The sequence below is a fragment of the Rubripirellula tenax genome (assembly GCF_007860125.1).
Classification (GTDB): Bacteria; Planctomycetota; Planctomycetia; order Pirellulales; family Pirellulaceae; genus Rubripirellula; species Rubripirellula tenax.
This window is the reverse complement of sequence record NZ_SJPW01000007.1, coordinates 490,515-509,546: the sequence shown is the minus strand read 5'-3', so window position 1 is coordinate 509,546 and position 19,032 is coordinate 490,515. Positions and strand designations below refer to the sequence as shown.

Below are 19,032 nucleotides of genomic sequence, written 5' to 3'. Positions count from 1 at the left end.
CAAGCCGCTTGCCAGGGTGTTGTGAGTAGGGAAAAGGCACGATCGGCAGTGATCTGGAGTGGGCTTGACGTCTTTGTGCGGCAGTTCATCGGATTCGCTATCTCGATAGTCCTCGCAAGGTTGCTTGTTCCGGAGGACTTCGGGACTCTTGCGCTGCTTTCGCTGTTTCTTGGGGTCGCACAACTGTTTGTCAATGCTGGCTTTTCCGCAGCGCTGATCCAAAAACAAGATACATCGCACGTCGATGAGTCCACGGTGTTTTGGTTCAACCTGGCTGCGGGCCTAGCCATGACGATCCTTTTGGTTGGGGTCTCGCCCTGGGTCGCTGCGTTCTTCAAGCAGCCAGTCTTGACGCCGCTGACTTGTTTGATGGCGTGCAATATTTCGATCAGTGCTTTCGCTTCCATTCACGCGACTTTGATGAACAAGCGATTGGACTTCAAAACGCCGATGAAGATTGGCGTTATTGCGACCGTGCTTTCGGGTTCGGTGGGGATCTATTTGGCTTGGAACGGATACGGTGTTTGGGCATTGGCGTGGCAGGCGGTCCTGAATTCTTTCGTCGGGGTCATCCTGCTTTGGTACTGGAATCCGTGGCGACCGTTGTTCGTCTTTAGTCGCGAATCCGTTCGCTCCCTGTTCGGATTTAGCGGCTGGCTGTTCGCTTCGGCGATTTTAGACACGGTCTATCAGCGAGGGTACACGCTGTTGATCGGTAGATTCTACGGAATGCACGACTTGGGAATCTACGATCGCGCCGACAAAACGCAGCAGCTGCCTGGTGGCATCCTTTCGAGTCTGTTGGCCCGAGTTGCCTTTCCGTTATTCTCATCAATTCATAAGAACAAAGATAAGTTGAGAGTTGGCGTTCGGAGTTCCGTTCGGTCCATCATGTTGGTCAACATCCCTGCCATGATGGGATTGGCCGTTTTGGCAGAGCCGTTCGTTCGTGAAGTGTTTGGTGAACAGTGGGTTTCTGCCGCACCGGCGCTTCAGGTTCTTTGCGTTGCTGGATTGCTCTACCCTTTACATGTCATCAACTTGAATGTCTTGCAGGCTCAGGGGCACGCGAACCTGTTCTTTCGCTTGGAGGTGATTAAGAAATCCTTGGGCACGTTGCTGCTGATTGGCGGCAGTTTTTATGGGATCATGGGAATCGCCTGGAGTCGTGTCATTCAAAGCGTGTTCGCCTACGCAGTCAATGGGTTTTTTACACACAAATTCCTAGACTATGGCATTCGCAAACAGTCGCTGGACTGCACTGCAAGTTTTGCTTTGAGTATGGTTATGGCCGCCGTCGTGATGGTAGCCGATCAATGGATAGAGCTTGGTGGGAAGAGCGAATTGGTCGTTTTGGTGTTGATTGGGGCGGTTTTTTACCTGCTCTGCAACGTTGTCACAGGGAACAACGCGTTTCGGGAATCCATCAGTTTTGCCAAAGGCACCCGAGTCTAATATCATGGAAATTTCGACTGTATCCGAGACCGTTACGCCCAACGATTTCCCAATTCAAAGATCAATGCCTCGGTCAGAGGCAGAAATCATGGAAAACTGGAGGTCCGTGTCAGGCCAGCCCTTAGTAAGCATATGCTGCGCCACCTTTAATCATGTTGAGTACATCGAGGACGCGTTGCGAGGGTTTTTGGCGCAAGTAACAACGTTTCCATACGAAATAGTTATTCGCGATGATGCCTCAACGGACGGAACTGCAGGCATCGTCGAGAACTACGTTCAACGATATCCGCGAATCATTCGTTCGGTTTGCAATTCAGAAAATCGATTTTGCAAGGGTGAACGGGCCAGCCATGTATGGCCCTCGATTGCGAGAGGTGACTATTTTGCATTTTGCGAGGGGGACGATTTCTGGATTATTCCTGACAAGTTGCAGAAACAAGTGGACTTGCTGGAAAGGCACCCAGATGCCGTGCTCGTAGGCGCAGAATTTTACTGGTGTCGACAAGACGATGACGGATTGCATCTTCTGCGAAAAGGTGGAGAGACTGACGACAAGACAGAACTTGTCTTCCACAATCAGTATTTCCATACGGCGACGATTGTCGTCCGGGCTAATGTTTTTCGGAAGATGGTAGAGGAGCACCTAGCCGGACATACCGAGTATCACGATAAACTCATGCTCGCAATCCTTATCTTATCGGGACCATTTGCGGCCCTTTCAGAAGTCGCTTCGGTGTATCGAATGACTGGACGTGGAACGTGGACATCGCTAGATCATGAAGCTCAGCTGAAATGGGAAATAGCCGTGTCTCGAAGGTTTGGGAAACGGTTGCCGGGTCGGCAGGGGCGGGATCAGCGTGGCAATGCCTTTCGCTACTCAGCAAGGTTGCTTGCTCATTACGCGAAGCACAGGCAAGTCGTTGCTTTCATCAGAACAGCTCCGGTTGCGTTGTGGTATGGCATATTGAGTGCCCCGGACTATTTCAATCGCAGAATTTTGGGGACCCGGGACGATTCTTTGTAGCCCAATGGGACTGTTCCGGTGACGATTTTTTTGCGTCAGCATTTCTAATGTTGGATGGCGGCACCGCGGCTAATGGTGATTGGTCATGGTACCCGGTGGCCTATGATTCGTTATAGATATAGCCCTTGCTATACGTGCCATCTTAGATCTATCGCTTGAAAGCACTTCTGTCGAGATGGGACCAGCTTTAAAAAATCGATGCATCAGAGGCGCAGATGGAATGCTAGTGAAATGTAGTTTCGCAAACCACTTCCCGCGATGTTTGAGTATTTGTTGTGAGTTTAAGTTTACGCTTTAGAATTTTGTTGGACGGATGAGACACCTTGTTGAAAGGTTGCCTGTCGTTGATTGCTTTCCGGATTTGCTAGAACCTATGTGTGTGCGTCTAAAAATGCGAAGGACTTTGCCTAGCTTGCCCGACGAGCCGCATCTGCAAAATCTAATTTTTTGAATTGCCGATGAAAAAACTAATAGATTGCTTCCTGTACAACGACGAAGTTGAGATTCTTGAAATCAGGATAAGGCTGCTCTCGGATGTCGTTGATCGGTTTGTTGTCGTTGTCGCCGAGGAGACGTTCACCGGTCGGAAGAAGGCCATTGCTTTCCCGGAAGACAATCCAGTTGTAGTCTCAGTGCGCGATCGAATCGACCTGGTCACAATTCCCAAATTGGTTGGTAAGACGGCTTACCAAAAAGAGAACTATTCGCGAAACCAAATTGCGAAGGGGCTCACTCGCCTTTCGCAGACGGACTTAATTCTAGTTTCCGATCTAGACGAAATTCCCCGGCCGAGCATCTTAGAGAAGCTAAAGTCTGGGCCAGATTTCCAAGGAGTGAAGACGCTTGAACTTGACTACTTCAACTTTAAACTCAACTATAAAATGTTCCACGGGACGGAAGTCTTGTGGCCCGGGCCGACGGTCTGCCTTCTCCGAAATTTGTCAACTCCTCAAGCAATGCGGAACGTGCGTTGGACGGCGGCTCAAGTTCCAGCCACACGCATAACCGATGCCGGTTGGCATTTTAGCTTCATCACCGCTCACGCTGATTTGACGGAAAAACTTGCCGACTATATCCATCGCGAAAAAGAAGTTCTTTCAAGAACAGAAAAGGTGGCGGAACTCATTAGAAAACGTGAAGGATTTTTTGATCATCTGCAGCCGGGAAACGTTTGGGGCTTTGTCGCGTTATCCGATTTCCGATGCGAAGCGCTTGAAGGCTTGATACTCGAGTATCCAGATCTTTGGGACGCCGGAGTCGTCGATGATGCAAGCATGATTGAGGTGAAAATCAAGCGAGCGATGCTTAGGGTCTGCGAAAACGAAAGAAGCAAAATCCTGCGACGATGTCAGCTAGGCGAGCTTCGCAGCGAACTGGCTCGAAGGGTGTGGGGCCGATTGTCGTTACTTCGCCGAGCGGTAGGGCGATAGGTCGTTCAAAAGTTCGCATATGATCAAACTTGCAGCCTTCAGTTTGTTCACTCTCGGTAGGAAGAAACGTCTTCATTGCCAACAAAATTTCCAGTCAGCTTGAATCGTTCATTCAGTGTCTTATCTTAGCGAAACCAGATCGACAAACGCTCTGATAACGATGTTGTTGGCCGGGGCGACCCTCGCGCTGGGCAATGAACCTTCGGTCCTCAATGCGTGTGTACGCCTTGGTATTTGGGCGGTTTTCCTGTGCCTCGTGATCGGTCCGAATTTCCTTTGGAAGCCAGGTCCCAGTTCATGGTTCGTGATCTTTCACTTCGTTTCTTCCGGAAGTTGGTTGCTGTTCTATATTTCGGGCGTGTGGTTTTTTCAAGGAACAACCAGCTTGGCACGAGTGGTCGGCAGCGAGCATTCTCAACTGGGTTTTGAGGTCGCGACAGGCAGTTTTGTTTTCCTGGCGATCGCTTGGTCTGTGGTTCGGCTTTTTGGTCCCGCTTCGATTTTCGATGTGAGGGAAAACGCTGTCGATCCGCCATTGGATTTGTCTCATTTTCCAGACGTCACTCGTTGGGGGATTGTTGGTGTTGGGGCGCTAAGCGCAATCGTAGGGTTGTATTTCCACCATCTTCCAGGCGCTTTGATTCAGCCCGCGCGGCTGTTTTCCTATTTTTTTCCCGCCTGCGTTGCGATTCAGGTGTTGATGTCGGCAGATCACGGGCCGTTCCTGGTTCGTTTCCGATGGCCGATCACACTGACGCTCGTGTACGGCGTGTTTGCGTTCGCAGGTTCTGGTCTCAAGTCGCAGTTGTTCTTCAAAGTGCTTTACCTGATGTGGCTGATCGGCGGCCAACATCCGTCCTTGCGAAAGAAATCGCTCGTCGGCCTGTTTGGCGTCTCTGTGGCTTTCATCCTGCTGTTACCAGCGTTTCAAGCGGCCAAAGATCGATTCGCTGCCACCGGTTCACGGGCGGACGTGATGGATACATTGATCGGTGGCATTGATGAAATATTCAGTTCCGACCAGAGCGAAGCAACCTTTCGTGGGAAGCCATGGGCCGAAGGGACTTGGGAGTACTTTGGCAACCGATTGTGCATGGCTAACATGACGAGGAAGTATCTAAATCGGTACGGAAGTCGTCCTCTGGGTGCCGAATCAATCGAGACTGCGTTTCTCACTGCGGTTCCCCGGATCATTGATCCAACCAAAATTTCTACCGATCAATATTACAATGATTTGGCGAGGAACTCGGGAATTGGAAACTACGAAGACCGTAAGACATCGCGTAAACCGACTTTCATGGATGAAAGCATCATCGTGTGGGGAAGATCGGGATTTCTTGTAGGTGGGGGCGTGTTCGGCGTCTTTTTGTTGATTCTCGAATGGCTTGCTTTTCAAGTTCCGAAGATTGAGTCGACTCGTATCGTTCTGCGTTTTACGTGGCTTAGTTTTGGAACTTTGCCGTACTTTGGGATCATTTTCGGAAGCATTAGTTACTGTATTCTGTTTTCAGTAATAACGATCGTTCCAGGGTGCTCGTGGTTGTGGTTGAACCGCCACAACCAGGGTGCGATGTCCGTTGAGGAAGACGTGGATCATCGTAATGAATAGTCGACACACTTTTGATGCGACATCTAATTCTTGCGAGATGGACATCAACGCAACCAGAACAATCCGTAAGCTAAACGTGTTGGCTATCGCGCCGGTTAGCGACTATGGAGGATTTAATACGGCAACGCACCGAATCGAATCAATGATTAGGCTAGGCGCATGCGTCGAAACCTTGGATTCGAATTACAGCAGATCAACGGAACAGCTTGTCCATTGGTTGTTGCGGCTTTCTCAAAGGCTTTTTCGCGCGGGCTTGAGTGTCCGTATGCCGGATGTCATTGGCATCAACAAGAAAATGGAAGCGGCTGCTAAAAGCGAACGCTGGGATATGCTCTGGATTGACAAAGGAAGGCTGGTTACGACTGCGACGCTAGAGGGCTTTCGAAAAGACAATCCGAATTGCTTGATCGTGGGATACTCGCCTGACGACATGAATTCGCGTCCCAATCAATCGAGGCAGTTCCTCGAGCATTTACCGCTCTATGACTATTTTCTAACGACGAAGAGTTACAACGTTGCTGAGCTGACGAAACTTGGTGCGAGGAATGTCGTTTTCATCGGCAATGGTTACGATGCAAAGTCCTTTCGTCCGCTGACGCCGTCGGCGGATGACAGGCGTCGACTGGGCGGCGGAGTTGGTTTTATCGGTTCCTTCGAACCGGCGCGGGCAGCATCCATGGCGAAGATAGCCGCCGCTGGAATTCCAGTGCGGGTTTGGGGCGATGGTTGGCAGCGGTTCGGCTCGACACCAAAACTGATGCAGGTCGAAAACAAGCGATTGCTTGGTGACGATTTCGCATTGGCGTGTTGTTCATTCAAAATCAATCTGGGCTTTCTGCGAAAAGTCAATCGAGATTTGCAGACCACGCGTAGCGTGGAAATTCCGGGATGCGGTGCCTTCATGTTGGCTGAGCGAACCGATGAGCATCTTGATCTTTTCGACGAAGGCGCGGAAGCGGAATTTTTCGGTTCTGACGATGAGCTGATACAAAAGTGCCAGTACTACCTAGAGCACGAAGACGATCGCCGGCGAATTGCCAAAGCGGGGCTAAATCGTTGCGAATCATCCGGATATGACAACGATTCCAGGATGAATCAGATTTTCGATCTGGTATTCGCAAGTGGTCGTGTCAAAACTGAGACAACATCATAGATGAATCCTACGAAACAAAATTGGAAGCAACGACTCTACGGATCCTATGTCAGCAGCAAGCAGGCGGGGGCCAACATTCAGTCCGATGCGAGTCCGTTTCGCCAAGTCGCTCCGTACATCCGGCAATTGATTCGAAATCATGTGCCGCGTGACAAATCGCTTCGAATCGTTGACTTGGCTTGCGGACACGGTTCCCATTTGTATTTTTTGAAACAGGCTGGCTATTCGAACATCGCGGGTATTGATATTTCCAGTGAGCAGGTTCAGCTCGCCCATCAGCTCGGAATCGACGAAGTGGTGGAAGGTGACCTCCTGCAATTTTTGGCCAATGAAAAACAGGATGCTGATGTCGTCCTGTTGATCGATATTATCGAACATCTAGAGCGCCAGGATGTCTTCGAGTTGATGGACGCGGTGATGGAGCGTTTGAATCCCGGCGGGCGGGTCATCATCCACGTTCCCAATGCCGAGGGGCTCTACGGAATGCGAATCCGATACGGCGACTTCACGCATGAGCTCGCGTTCACGCCGCGTTCAATCAAGCAAGTTTTGACGACCCTGGGGTTTCGCAACGTGGAATGTTTCGAAGATCAGCCCATCGCACATGGGCTGGCAAGCAGTATCCGGCGAGTGATTTGGAAAATCGGCACTTTGCCGCACCGGCTCCTGTTGACAGCAGAAACGGGGTCTCGGCACTTCATTCTTTCCCAAAACATGTTGGTCGTTGCTGAGAAGTAGTTTCTCGGCCGCAGGAAAGTTCTCGCAACCATTCTTTCACTCGAAATGTCCCCCATCACACCATCGCAATTCGACACGCTCGGACTTGGCCAGGGCGAACCCCAGGGGGGATGTTATGGCGGATGAGGGTAGGTTTGCGAATCAGGCGTCGATCCCTGTTCAGATAAGCCGTAAGCCGTTTGAGGGCGCTCATAGTATCGAAAGTCTCTTTCGGACGATTCGTGAATACTTGCTAAGCAAGGATATCGCAGTGGCGCACTGCGAATCGCCCTATTTCAGCAAAGGACTTTTGAATCGACTGCGAATGGTTTGGTGGGCATCGCGTTTGGAGGGCAGTATTTTTCATGTGACCGGCGATATTCAGTTTGTCGTTTTGGGGCTGAGTCGCCACAAAAGCATCTTGACCATCCACGACCTGAATATTCTCAATCGTTTGAAGGGGATCCGACGGGCAGTCATCCGGTTATTCTGGTTTCAGCTGCCATTAAGAAAAGCGAGTCAGGTGACGGTCATCTCCGAAGCGACGAAGCAAGAGTTGCTGCGAGAGTTCCCAATGGACGAGCATCGGATCCATGTCATTCCTGATTGCGTGTCGCCGATCTTCCAGCCATGCCCTCGCCCATTCCGTTCCGAGTGTCCGGTCATTCTGCAAATCGGAACCAAGCAAAACAAGAATCTCAGCCGTTTGATCAAAGCGATCGAAGGCATCAACTGCAAACTGCACATTGTGGGCAAGCCGCAAGGCGACCTCGTGAAAGAGTTGGAGCTTCACAATATTGACCACAAGTTCAGCGTGAACTTGTCCGAGCAAGAGATCTATCAGGCATATTGCGAATGTGATCTGGTTGCGATGGTGTCGACCGAGGAAGGTTTTGGAATGCCAATCATTGAGGCGCAGTTCGTCGAGCGCCCTGTCGTAACGTCCGACTGTTCGTCGATGCCAGAGGTCGCCGGGCAGGGAGCGATTCTGGTTGATCCGCTGGACTGGAAGGCCATTCGCATCGGCATTTCTCGGATTCTTGATGAACCCGAATTGAGGCGTAAGCTCGTTGATTGGGGTCGCGATAACCGGACACGCTTTTCGATCGAGATGGTCTCAGAGCAATATTTGCGAGTATATTTCTCTATTCAAGAAGAAGGCTTCTCGTAAGTATCGTCGACTTGCAGAAATAAAAGATAAGACTAAAACTCCGTCCGACGGTCATGACAAGACATGCCAGAACCGCGAACAAGATTGGCTACGATAGCGTTTTCGTTCGGCGGGCGCATTCAAGTTGCGTTTCTGTAGACTATCCGTTTTTAGCTAGATAATATCAAAATGATTCAGCAGTTAATTCGAGTTCCGCGAAAATGCTTGACGTTGCTTGTGGGTCGAGAGCCCGGTTGTGGCCTTGCGAAAGCCGTAGGTGATGTCTGGCATGGTCATACACGTCCGCAGCGCGTGAAGGCGATGCAAAAGCGGATCCGCAAATTGGATTGTGATGAAGCTGAGGTCGAGAGATGGGAAACACCGTTGGGCGAGTTTTTTGTTCCCGTTGGCGGTGGCATTGACGTAGTGCTTTCGGAGCTTGAGGACGACGACGTCTATTCGGCTGGCGGCGAAGCCACCGTGAACTCGGGCGACATCGTTTTTGATTGCGGTGCCCATGTCGGAGCGTTTACCAGAATGGCGATTCGCGCGGGCGCAAAGCATGTGGTGGCGATCGAGATAACACCATCCACCAGAGAATGCCTTGAGCGAAATCTAAGTGACGAAATCGCAGCTGGGAAAGTTACCGTGCTCGACAAAGGCGTTTGGCACTCCGAGCAAATCCTTTCTCTGTCGACCGGGATGGGTGCGTTAAGCAATACCGTGGTTGATCAACGAAAGGCCGATATTCAACAAAATCTTACCGACTCGATCGACGTCCCGGTAACGACAATCGACAACATCGCCGATCAACTTGGGTTTGACTCGGTCGACTTTATAAAGATGGACATTGAAGGTGCCGAAAGGCACGCAATTCAAGGCGCCTCGCAGACACTTTCAAAGCACAAGCCCAAGCTTGCAATCGCTGCGTACCATTTGAAAGACGACCGACAAGAAATTCGAAACGCGGTACTTGCGCAATCGGCTTCGTACCGAGAAGTTTATGGTCGATGCGTGCTGCAGCACGGTGGGGTTGCCTTTGAGACGCTGTTCTATGTTTAGCAGCCTGTTGAAAAAGGGGGCTGACCGTCTCCGGTTTTTCGAATTCACAGTGTTTCAGCAACGTCTCCAAAGGGTCAGACCCCTTTTTCAACAGACTATTAGACGTTCCATGGCAACTACGAAGAAGTCCGATCTGTGAGTGGGAAACGTTTTCGCGTTGGCATCGTAGGTGCCGGTGCCATCACTTCGTTGGTCCATTTGCCAGTGCTTTCCGCGTATGGCAAAACGAAGATCGCGTGGCTGGCGGATGTCTCTCGCGACGCATTGACAAGGACGACGCAATCGTTTGACGTGCCAATCGAAGTGATTGGCGACGGCGGCTATGATCTGCCGGATGTCGATGTCGTGCTGGTCGCAACGCCCGTCCATTCCCGTAAAAGTCTGCTAGAGCATTTTGGCAACCGATCGATCCCAGTATTGTGCGAAAAACCGTTTGCTTTGACGGCCGATGATCATCGCTCTTATCTTTCGATTGCAGGAAGCGATCAATTTTTCTGTGGCTACATGCGTCGTACCTATGCTTCGATCCGGTTGCTAAGACTGATCGTTTCCGAAGGATGGTTTGGTAACCTGCGACATCTCCAATATTCCGAAGGCGGCCGAGTCGGAAAGACCGCAAACAGCTCAGCGACACTTGATCGAAGCTACAAAGAAGGCGGCGGCGTGCTTCGTGATTTGGGTTGCCATGGGATCGATGCCGTCTTCTTCATTACGGGAGCTCAGGATTTCCGCGTCGACGCATCAAGTCTCGTCTTGGACGACACAACCGACCGACAAGTCGATGCACGGTTCATTGTTTGGGGCGAGAAAATGAACCAGACAGAAGTTGACTTCAGCATCAGCTGGATCGGCCCCCAGTCGAATCAGATCACAGCGACATTCGACAATGCCATCGTTCGATGTGGCATTCGCCCCGATTCAACGCTCGAAATGAAATCGCGATCCGAAAACGGGGAATGGCGAAAGTTTTCCGTCGATGTTCGCGGTGCTTCCAGTTCTTACCAGGCGTTCTATCTGGAATGGGAAAATATACTGAATCATTTAGAAAGTTCCGCTGCCTGTGATTTCAAGGCGTCCGACATGATCCCGACAACCGCTTTGATTGACCAAATATACGCGTTGGGTGATCCGTCATGAATGTCGCCGTACTCGGGGCAAACGGACAGGTCGGCGCCGAATTGTGTTTGATCCTTGACCGCAGTCCGTCAATCAATGTCATTCCGATTAGCCGTACCAAGTTGGGATCCGCCTTTTTAAGGTACCGCGGTATTGCCTGTCGTCACGGGAATGTCGCAGATGCAAGTCAAGCAGGTCGCTTGTTGGGTGATTGTGACGCCGTTGTCAACTTGGCACTACCCAGTTTGGCGGATGACCTTGCATCGGCGAAGGACCTTCACAATCGACTGATCCGAAATTCCGTTGCCTTTTCGAAACCCCAGTCGACCCAGATCTATATCAGCACGATGAGCGTTTACGGCGATCATCGTGTCGATGAGTTATTCCCGGTTGCGAATCTTTATGGCAAAGAAAAAGCCCGCGGGGAAAGAACCGCGATTCAGACGGCTCGCCAAGCCTCCTCTCGATTGTTCATTTTTCGCTTGGGTCATGTTTGCGGCGAGTTGCAGGGAATCACTGCGAAAATTCGTGACATGATCCAATCAGGGAACCTCAGGCTGCCGGGGCTTTCTCGCGCATCGAACACCGTCTTCGTGGAAACAATCGCTGATGCAATTCAAGCCGCGTTGTTTGCCTCTGAGGCAACGCCCGGCGTCTACAATCTTATGAATCAACCTCAGTGGACATGGCAAGAAGTGTTCGAATACGAGGCACGGAAAGCTGGCGTCGATTTAGAATTAACAGAAGTCTCAAAGCCGAAACTCACTCTAGTACAAACCCTGAAAAAGGGGACCATTGTGAAGGCTCGAGGACTCGGTGAACGTCCACAAATTCGAAAAGTGGCGGAACGAATTGTGCGGTGGTTGCCTCGTTCGTCGTTCTTGAAAATAAAGGGTCGATACTCCACCAATGCCGCAGCGTCTGCAATTGCCAAGCTCTCGACCCCCGAAATCGACGAAACCTGGGACGCACTCTACCGACGACCCATCTCAGGAAAATTGTTTCATGGTTTAGCAGACACCAGCAGCCTGCTAGTAACTCGCGCAAGTCTTTCCGAAACTCGCGAGCAACCGTGGCCAAGTGACCTGCTGAGTCCTGGTATCGATATCGACTCGGCCCCCCAGAAATCAAAATAGTTCCTGCGACGAATCGATAGTTATTTTCAATTACATATAAAGATTTTGATACGAAACCTGTTGGCAAACCTTCATTTTTCTAAGGTCGGTGGACAAATCGATTCCCGTCTTCTTGTCATACATACAGTCGCAGGAACTCGCCGCGACCATGGTGGGCCATCTCGCAGCGTTCCAGCATTGTGTGATGCGTTGTCGCGTGCTGGTGCTGTCGTCGAATTGATCGCTGGCAGGCCTCATGATCAAACTGTGGAGTGTCGGTATCCAAGTGAGCCGCTCACGATTGACTTGGTTCAGGAATCGCGACTTCACCGCGGTTGGGGAATGAAGCCTCGGTTTAGTCGAGCACTTCAAAAGCGAATGGCTACTCACACTGATCAACAAATGATTGTTCACGATCATGGAATGTGGTTGCCAACAAATCGAGCAGTATCCGAAGTAACCTCCGCGCAAAAAGTCATTCGCATTATCAGCCCGCGGGGCATGTTATCGTCCTGGGCGATGGGGCACGGGAAATTGAAAAAACGAATGGCATGGCAAATCTATCAGAAGCGAAACTTAGCCACGGCGACTGCGTTTCATGCTACCGGGCAACAGGAAGCAGAGGATCTGCGATCGTTGGGCTTTCAGCAGCCCATTGCCGTCATCCCAAATGGAGTCGTCACGCCGGTTGCAATGCCACCACGCACCTTGTCGCCGGATCACAAGAATGTCCTTTTCCTATCGCGAATCCACCCCGTCAAGGGCCTGCTAAACCTGGTTCAAGCGTGGGCTCATGTGAAGCCATCCTTCGAATGGAAACTGGTTCTCGCAGGGCCCGATGAAAGCGATCATCGTCGTGACGTCGAGTCTCTAGCAAAACAGCTAGAGGTTTTTGAGCAAATCGAGTTTCTTGGTGCTGTTGATGATTGCGAAAAGTGGCATCGATTGCGAAACGCAGATCTATTTGTTTTGCCGTCATTTAGCGAGAATTTTGGGATCGCGATTGCAGAATCCCTTTTGGCAGAACTGCCGGTGATCACAACGACCGCGACACCATGGCAAGCTCTTGCTGAAAACGACATTGGATGGTGCGTGGATCCCACTGCAGATGCAATCGCTATTGCATTGCGCGAGGCGGTATCGCAGACAGAGGAATGTCGCATGGATATGGGGCGGCGCGGAGGCGCGTGGGCCAGAGACCGATTTGCCTGGCCATCGATTGCAAGTCAGATGATTTCCTTTTATCGCTACCTACAAGGTAAGGAGAATCGACCAGGTTTTGTAATCTGACGGTTGTCGTCTATGAAGATTGAGGAAGTAACACCGCTGATTCTGAGCTTTAACGAATCGCCAAATATTCGTGACACATTGTCTCGCTTGAGTTGGGCGTCTCGGGTTGTTGTCGTGGACAGTTTTAGCAGCGATAAGACACTGGAGATTCTCAGCCAGTTCCCCAACGTCCAGGTCTACCAGCGCCGATTCGATCATTTCGCAGACCAGTGCAATTATGGTTTGGAAAAAATCAAGACACCCTGGGTGCTTTCGCTGGACGCAGACTATAAGTGCCCGGCGGGGCTGGCCAGTGAATTGGAAGGGCTTGACGGCACAAAGCATGGCTACTTTGCCGGTTTCAAGTACTGCATTTTCGGGAAGGCATTGCGAGCGACGCTTTATCCGCCACGAACTATCCTTTATCGAAAGGCATCTGCCAAGTATGAGCGTGACGGACACGCTCACAAAGTAACGATTTCCGGCGAAAAAGGACGTTTGGGATCTGTCTTATTGCATGATGACCGGAAGTCGCTCGCCGTTTGGTGCGCATCCCAGGTGCGATACGCCAATGATGAAGCGAAAAAGCTTGCGGGCACAGCCAAGCAAGATCTAGGTTGGAAGGATCGTCTGAGACTCTGGTATGTGGTGGCGCCGATACTAACGCTGTTCTATTGCCTGTTTTACAAAGCGCTGATCCTGGACGGATGGCGTGGGATCTATTATTCGTTACAGCGTGTTTTTGCAGAATTGATTTTAGGGTTGGTCTTGCTAGATCGAAAGTTGCGAGCGGAATCAGGTGACAACCAAGAATTTATAGACGAGACGGGAGAAAACAATTGAATCGTAGCAATTTTTGCTCGCTGGCTTCCTTGCTGCTTGGCTGCATCTGCGCATACGGAATGTTGTCATTTGGGGTCAATCATGTTGAAGAAATCAATCTTGAAGAGTTTGCGTTGGGGGCTGAAACAACTTCGTTTTTCCCAGTCCATGACGGCTTTCCAATTCATATTTCCAAACGGGAGGAAGTGCCTCAATGGATAGCCGGTTGGGAAAGCCGCGGAGAGCGTACTGTCGTGTTGTGGGTAGGGAACTCGCAATTGCATGCCATCAATCAGGCCTCCGCTGATGCAAGGCCTGCTTCGATCCGAGTTTTTTCGAGTCTAACAAAAGACGACGTTGATGTTCTGACCTGGAGCGTGCCCAACGCAAACCCGCAAGAGCATTTTTTGATCTTCGAGAGCGTTCGGTCAATGCTGCCGATTCAGCAGTTCGTGCTGCCCGTGGTTTTTGATGACTTTCGGGAAGTTGCCGTGCGTTCTGTGTTGCATCCGTTGATGAATGAATCAGCAACCGAATTGGCATTGAAGAAGACAGAAATTGGCAGAAAAATACTCGAAGAAAATAAGACTGCGTCGAATGATTCCGGCACAGATTCGACCGAACAGGAGCCAAGTCTTTCTCTACAACAAAGATCAGAGGCCGCTTTAGGGTCTTGGGTCAGGGATCGCTCAAGGCTTTACGCTGAGAGGACGCGACTGCGAGGCGAAATGTTCATATCGATCTATAAATATCGCAACTGGCTATTCGGTATTGATTCTCAAACGGTGCGAAAGCAAATACCTGCGGCTTACAAATTAAATCGAGACGCGTTGGTCGCCTTGCTTGAATCGGCGGCAGCAAACAACATCAAGGTACTGGTATACGTTGCTCCGTTACGGTCCGATATCACGACACCCTATGATCCGACTGAGTATGCAGATTTCAAGAGTGACATGGCAAAATGCGTGGCTTCGCATGGCGCCCATTTTGCCGACCTCGACTCGCTAGTGCCCGGTGAATGCTGGGGGCAAATGGATGACATACAAGGAAACGGATCGGGATATGACTTTATGCATTTTCAAGAAGCGGGGCATGAACTGCTGTCCGGGCAGATCGGAGAACTTGTTTCACAGGGGATTTCTGAAAAGGATGGTAAGCCGTAATGTTATTTAATTCACTTACCTTCCTGCTTTTTTTGATCGTTGCAACCGCGTTGTACTGGTTGCTGCCGCGCCGTCAACGACTGTGGATGTTGTTTCTTGCCAGCGTGATGTTTTACGGATTTTGGCGGGTCGATTTCATTGCATTGATGCTGGTCTCGTCGACAACGGACTATTGCGTTTCGTTGTTGATGGCTAAAGAGGGGAACCCGCGACGAAAGTGGTTGCTTCTGTTGCTTAGTTTGTCCATCAATCTTTCGCTCCTGTTCGTGTTTAAATACTCGATTTTTGCCGTTGAGAATGCTTGGCTGGTACTGGGTTGGTTTGGCGTGTCATCACCGCCACCGGTATTGAATATCATCTTGCCACTTGGGATAAGTTTCTACACGTTTCAGACGATCAGCTATTCGATCGATGTCTATCGAGGGTTCATCAAACCTGAGCGAGACTATGTTCTGTATTCGGTGTACGTGATGTATTTTCCGCAGTTGGTCGCAGGGCCGATTTTGCGAGCGAATGAAGTCTTGCCGCAGTTGGACGAGCGACCGAGATTTCAATTTGAAAACTTAGTGGTGGGCACGCGTCGTATTTTGTTCGGCCTGTTTTTAAAGGTAGTGTTAGCCGACAATATAGGGGAAACGGTAGATTCGGGATTTTCGTCGCCGGCGTCGACGATGTCGGCGATTGACGTGTGGACGTTGGCATTTTTGTTCGGTTTCCAGATCTATTTCGATTTCAGTGCCTACTCACATATCGCTATCGGATCTGCTCGTTTGATGGGAATTCGTTTTCCTGAAAATTTCAACTACCCGTACTTTGCAGTTTCACCACGTGATTTTTGGCGGCGCTGGCATATCTCGCTGTCCAGTTGGATTCGTGACTATTTGTATCTTCCGTTGGCCGGTGCGAAAGTGCGTGATGAATCCACCGGTGGATTGGGATCTGTGGTGAGCGCGACGCAAGTTACCTATCGTTGGACGACTGCACTGTTCCTAACATGGGCAATCATGGGATTGTGGCATGGAGCAGCATGGAAATTTCTGGTTTGGGGGTTGTGGCACGCGGTCATGGTTTACGTCTATCGGGAGAGTGGCACTTTGCGTGAGCGGTTGCCCAGGTGGCTGCGAAACTATGGCGGCTGGGCCTTGACGCTTGGGTTAACGATGTTGGCATGGATTCCATTTCGCGCAGCCAATATGTCCGACACTTTCACCATGCTAGGGAAGGTCGCTAGCCCTGCGCAATATCTTTCGCTTGGCATGCGAGAAAATACTTATATTCTCGCAGCGGCAGTCATGCTTGCGTTGGGCGTCGCGTTTGTGGGATCAAAGGTTTTGGAACCGATGCGCGAGAGGTTTCCGGTCCTGTGCATCGCCCCTGAAGCGTTGGTCTATGCAGTCGCCATCAGTTCTGTGTTTGTGTTTCTGAGGCCAATTCAGCAGTTTATCTACTTTCAGTTTTAGTTCTGATGCAGTAGCTAATGTGCTTCCTTACAGCGAAAAAGTTGAATGAATATTATTGGTCTGAATGCTTATCACGGTGACGCGGCTGCGTCGATTTTGGTCGATGGACAGCTGGTTGCTGCGGTTGAAGAAGAGCGATTCAATCGCATCAAGCACTGGGCGGGGTTTCCGTCTCAGTCGATCCAGTATTGCCTAGATGTGGCCGGACTGGAGATTGGTGATATTGATCATGTCGCGCTCTCGTTTGACCCGCGCGCCAACCTTGGCAAGCGATTGGCGTTCGTTGCTTCCCATCGGCCCAGCGCTCGGGCGATCCTTGATCGGCTCAAACGCCAGGGTAAGACGCTGGGCCTTGAAGATCAGTTGGCGCAGGGTTTGGGTGTCAATCGGGATTCGATACGGGCGAAGTTTCACCGCATCGAACATCACCAGACCCACGTCGCGGCCGGTTTCTTGATCTCGCCGTTCGACGAAGCCGCTGTGCTGTCGGTCGACGGCATGGGCGATTTCACCAGCACGATGACAGCGATGGCGCGAGGCAGCGATTGGAAGGAGTTTGACCGTGTTTGGTTCCCTCATTCGATCGGTTTTTTGTACAGCACCATCACCATGTACTTGGGGTTTCCCTACTATGGAGATGAGTACAAAGTGATGGGTCTTGCGCCCTATGGTGAACCCGAGTTTGCGGATTCGATTCGCAAGATGATCCGGCCGAAGGGGGACACGTTCGAGTTGAATTTGGATTTCTTCACGCATCACAAGCGGGGCGTCAAGATGAAATGGAACGATGGCGCGCCGATTGTTGAGCCGTTTCATTCGCCCAAGTTGATCGAAGAACTTGGGCCGATGCGAGCGAAGGACGAACCGATGACGCCCCGTCACGACAACATCGCCAAGAGTTTGCAGGTGGTGACCGAAGAGATCATTTTGCACATGCTCAATCGGTTGCATGAAAAAACGAAATCGGACAATCTTTGCATGACCGGTGGCGTTGCGATGAACTCGGTTGCCAACGGTAAGATCACGGCACAAACGCCGTTCAAAAACGTCTACATCCCCGCGGGGGCGGCCGACAACGGCACTTCATTCGGCGCGGCGTTCTATGTGTGGAACAAGGTGCTTGGAAAGCCTCGGCGGTTCGTTCAAGATCACGCCTATTGGGGATGCGAGAGTACGGACGACGAGTGCGATGCGGGAATCCGATTGGCGGGGCTGCCGTTCGATCGCCTCGACCAATCCGAGCTGCTGGATCGAACAACTGATGCGATGCTGGACGGTAAGGTTGTGGGGTGGTTTCAAGGGCGAATGGAGTTTGGCGCGCGAGCGCTTGGCAGTCGCTCGTTGATTGCGGACCCACGCCGAACCGATATGCGGGACATCATCAACTTGCGGATCAAATTTCGCGAGAAGTTTCGCCCGTTCGCGCCGAGCATCCTGGAAGAGCACGTCGGCGAGTGGTTTGAGATCAACGAGTCGACACCGTATATGGAAAAGGTGTTCCCGATTCGCGAAGAGAAGCATGCCTTGATTCCGGCGGTGACGCATGTCGACGGAAGCGGCCGTTTGCAGACGGTGTCCAAAGACACCAATCCGCTGTACCACGCATTGATCACGCGTTTCTTCGAGAAGACGGGCGTTCCGATTGTGCTCAATACATCGTTGAATGAAAACGAGCCTGTCGTTCGAACACCGGCCGAAGCGATCTCTTGTTTTCTGCGAACCGATATGGACGTGCTTGTCCTTGGGAATTGCTTCATCGATCGGCATCGATCGGATTTTCCGGCGGAGCATCGTAAGCGTAAGGTGTGATTCGTTTGCGGGAAGAGCGGACGCACTGCCGGTCCGGCCGTTTTCGAGCACTCACCTCCTCTCATTACTCCATCAGCATCAAGTGAAGGTCTTCTGGTATCACCCGACACAAATCGCCTCCCGCCTGTTCAACTTGGTGCCCGTTCGCGCCCCCTCTCATTGCTCAGACGCAATTTTCCCGAGTGCTTTGGTGTTGGCATACCGTTCTTGACCTTTTCTTGGGAAGGTCGAAGCCGAGGTACGAGGTTTCGCGGCGGGCGAACACAGTCGATCTTGCCGGACGCCCCTCCCCGCGTCGTCGCAAGGTCCTCCGCGACCCTCCCGAGTGAGGGTGAATCTCATTCTTCTGATCCGTTCAGGCGCAAATACCACGGGGCGCGTGAATTCATCAGCGAAATCACGATCGAAACGGAATCCCCCCCAAAGCCAGACTGGGATGCCCCCAATTCCTGTACCAGGCGTTATGAAAGATTGGGTTGGGGAATTGGGATCGGTGATTCGCAGTGCTGCTGGAGTGAGGCCGTAGGCCGAACGGAAGCAGCACTGCGAAGCGCGAACTCCGATGGGGTCAGGTAACCAAGCGAACTGTGCGGGCGGCGTGTGTTGAAGTCCTCCCGCCAAGCTCGTGCCTTCGTCCGTGCGTCGTCTTCATTGATCAAGTCCGTTTGATGCAGGTAC

17 protein-coding genes are annotated in these 19,032 nt (G+C 51.3%); 15 read left to right on the top strand and 2 right to left on the bottom strand.

Going from position 1 to position 19,032, the window contains the following annotated elements; all coding sequences use genetic code 11:
- Positions 1–21 precede the first annotated feature (21 nt).
- From Poly51_RS25500 to Poly51_RS25455, 10 genes are all read left to right on the top strand, one after another.
- Entirely contained in the window at positions 22–1,455 is a 1,434-nt protein-coding gene (locus tag Poly51_RS25500; protein ID WP_146461394.1) for a lipopolysaccharide biosynthesis protein, read from the top strand.
- A 4-nt stretch (positions 1,456–1,459) separates the two neighbouring features.
- Positions 1,460–2,479 (top strand): glycosyltransferase family 2 protein, encoded by a 1,020-nt coding sequence (locus Poly51_RS25495; RefSeq protein ID WP_146461392.1) that lies wholly within the window; start codon positions 1,460–1,462, stop codon positions 2,477–2,479.
- Positions 2,480–2,937: 458 nt separating this feature from the next.
- On the top strand, positions 2,938–3,909 hold the full coding sequence (locus tag Poly51_RS25490) for a hypothetical protein (RefSeq protein ID WP_246114783.1): 972 nt from the start codon (positions 2,938–2,940) through the stop codon (positions 3,907–3,909).
- A gap of 700 nt (positions 3,910–4,609) precedes the next feature.
- On the top strand, positions 4,610–5,518 hold the full coding sequence (locus Poly51_RS25485; protein ID WP_146461389.1) for a hypothetical protein: 909 nt from the start codon (positions 4,610–4,612) through the stop codon (positions 5,516–5,518).
- A 265-nt stretch (positions 5,519–5,783) separates the two neighbouring features.
- On the top strand, positions 5,784–6,671 hold the full coding sequence (locus Poly51_RS25480) for a CgeB family protein (RefSeq protein WP_186775802.1): 888 nt from the start codon (positions 5,784–5,786) through the stop codon (positions 6,669–6,671).
- Entirely contained in the window at positions 6,672–7,409 is a 738-nt protein-coding gene (locus Poly51_RS25475) for a class I SAM-dependent methyltransferase (protein ID WP_146461385.1), read from the top strand.
- A gap of 115 nt (positions 7,410–7,524) precedes the next feature.
- Positions 7,525–8,559: a glycosyltransferase family 4 protein gene (locus Poly51_RS31710; protein WP_146461383.1), complete on the top strand. Its 1,035-nt coding sequence runs from the start codon at positions 7,525–7,527 to the stop codon at positions 8,557–8,559.
- Between the two features lie 300 nt (positions 8,560–8,859).
- Entirely contained in the window at positions 8,860–9,600 is a 741-nt protein-coding gene (locus Poly51_RS25465) for an FkbM family methyltransferase (RefSeq protein WP_186775800.1), read from the top strand.
- A gap of 135 nt (positions 9,601–9,735) precedes the next feature.
- The gene (locus Poly51_RS25460) at positions 9,736–10,737 is read left to right on the top strand and encodes a Gfo/Idh/MocA family protein (protein WP_146461379.1); all 1,002 of its coding nucleotides are present in this window, start codon (positions 9,736–9,738) and stop codon (positions 10,735–10,737) included.
- Entirely contained in the window at positions 10,734–11,852 is a 1,119-nt protein-coding gene (locus Poly51_RS25455; protein WP_146461376.1) for an NAD-dependent epimerase/dehydratase family protein, read from the top strand. Before Poly51_RS25460 ends, Poly51_RS25455 begins: the two co-directional genes overlap by 4 nt.
- Positions 11,853–11,882: 30 nt before the next feature.
- On the opposite strand, the gene Poly51_RS31450 is transcribed toward Poly51_RS25455, so the two are convergent.
- Positions 11,883–12,161: a hypothetical protein gene (locus Poly51_RS31450; RefSeq protein WP_146461374.1), complete on the bottom strand. Its 279-nt coding sequence runs from the start codon at positions 12,159–12,161 to the stop codon at positions 11,883–11,885.
- Between Poly51_RS31450 and Poly51_RS31910 the strand changes: the two genes are divergently transcribed.
- From Poly51_RS31910 to Poly51_RS25425, 5 genes are read left to right on the top strand one after another with little or no spacing between them, the layout of a single operon-like run.
- Positions 12,042–13,121 carry a glycosyltransferase gene (locus Poly51_RS31910; protein WP_390621809.1) on the top strand — a complete coding sequence of 360 codons (1,080 nt, stop codon included), beginning with the start codon at positions 12,042–12,044 and terminating at the stop codon, positions 13,119–13,121. The genes Poly51_RS31450 and Poly51_RS31910 overlap by 120 nt on opposite strands.
- A 12-nt stretch (positions 13,122–13,133) precedes the next feature.
- Entirely contained in the window at positions 13,134–13,943 is an 810-nt protein-coding gene (locus tag Poly51_RS25440; RefSeq protein WP_186775798.1) for a glycosyltransferase family 2 protein, read from the top strand.
- Positions 13,940–15,085 (top strand): hypothetical protein, encoded by a 1,146-nt coding sequence (locus tag Poly51_RS25435; protein WP_146461368.1) that lies wholly within the window; start codon positions 13,940–13,942, stop codon positions 15,083–15,085. The genes Poly51_RS25440 and Poly51_RS25435 overlap by 4 nt, the downstream gene beginning before the upstream one ends.
- The gene (locus tag Poly51_RS25430) at positions 15,085–16,545 is read left to right on the top strand and encodes an MBOAT family O-acyltransferase (RefSeq protein WP_146461365.1); all 1,461 of its coding nucleotides are present in this window, start codon (positions 15,085–15,087) and stop codon (positions 16,543–16,545) included. Before Poly51_RS25435 ends, Poly51_RS25430 begins: the two co-directional genes overlap by 1 nt.
- A gap of 45 nt (positions 16,546–16,590) precedes the next feature.
- On the top strand, positions 16,591–18,354 hold the full coding sequence (locus tag Poly51_RS25425; RefSeq protein ID WP_146461363.1) for a carbamoyltransferase family protein: 1,764 nt from the start codon (positions 16,591–16,593) through the stop codon (positions 18,352–18,354).
- 461 nt (positions 18,355–18,815) lie between these two features.
- On the opposite strand, the gene Poly51_RS25420 is transcribed toward Poly51_RS25425, so the two are convergent.
- A partial coding sequence (locus Poly51_RS25420; protein ID WP_146461361.1) for an integrase core domain-containing protein occupies positions 18,816–19,032 on the bottom strand: 217 nt, incomplete at its 5' end.

What these genes read in the sequence shown, in the direction of transcription:
- Poly51_RS25430 (WP_146461365.1), top strand. Translation starts at nt 15,085, where the DNA reads ATGTTATTTAATTCACTTACCTTCCTGCTTTTTTTGATCGTTGCAACC.
- Poly51_RS25455 (WP_146461376.1), top strand. Translation starts at nt 10,734, where the DNA reads ATGAATGTCGCCGTACTCGGGGCAAACGGACAGGTCGGCGCCGAATTG.
- Poly51_RS25465 (WP_186775800.1), top strand. Translation starts at nt 8,860, where the DNA reads ATGCAAAAGCGGATCCGCAAATTGGATTGTGATGAAGCTGAGGTCGAG.
- Poly51_RS25490 (WP_246114783.1), top strand. Translation starts at nt 2,938, where the DNA reads ATGAAAAAACTAATAGATTGCTTCCTGTACAACGACGAAGTTGAGATT.
- Poly51_RS25440 (WP_186775798.1), top strand. Translation starts at nt 13,134, where the DNA reads ATGAAGATTGAGGAAGTAACACCGCTGATTCTGAGCTTTAACGAATCG.
- Poly51_RS25480 (WP_186775802.1), top strand. Translation starts at nt 5,784, where the DNA reads ATGCCGGATGTCATTGGCATCAACAAGAAAATGGAAGCGGCTGCTAAA.
- Poly51_RS25425 (WP_146461363.1), top strand. Translation starts at nt 16,591, where the DNA reads ATGAATATTATTGGTCTGAATGCTTATCACGGTGACGCGGCTGCGTCG.
- Poly51_RS25485 (WP_146461389.1), top strand. Translation starts at nt 4,610, where the DNA reads ATGTCGGCAGATCACGGGCCGTTCCTGGTTCGTTTCCGATGGCCGATC.
- Poly51_RS25475 (WP_146461385.1), top strand. Translation starts at nt 6,672, where the DNA reads ATGAATCCTACGAAACAAAATTGGAAGCAACGACTCTACGGATCCTAT.
- Poly51_RS31710 (WP_146461383.1), top strand. Translation starts at nt 7,525, where the DNA reads ATGGCGGATGAGGGTAGGTTTGCGAATCAGGCGTCGATCCCTGTTCAG.
- Poly51_RS25495 (WP_146461392.1), top strand. Translation starts at nt 1,460, where the DNA reads ATGGAAATTTCGACTGTATCCGAGACCGTTACGCCCAACGATTTCCCA.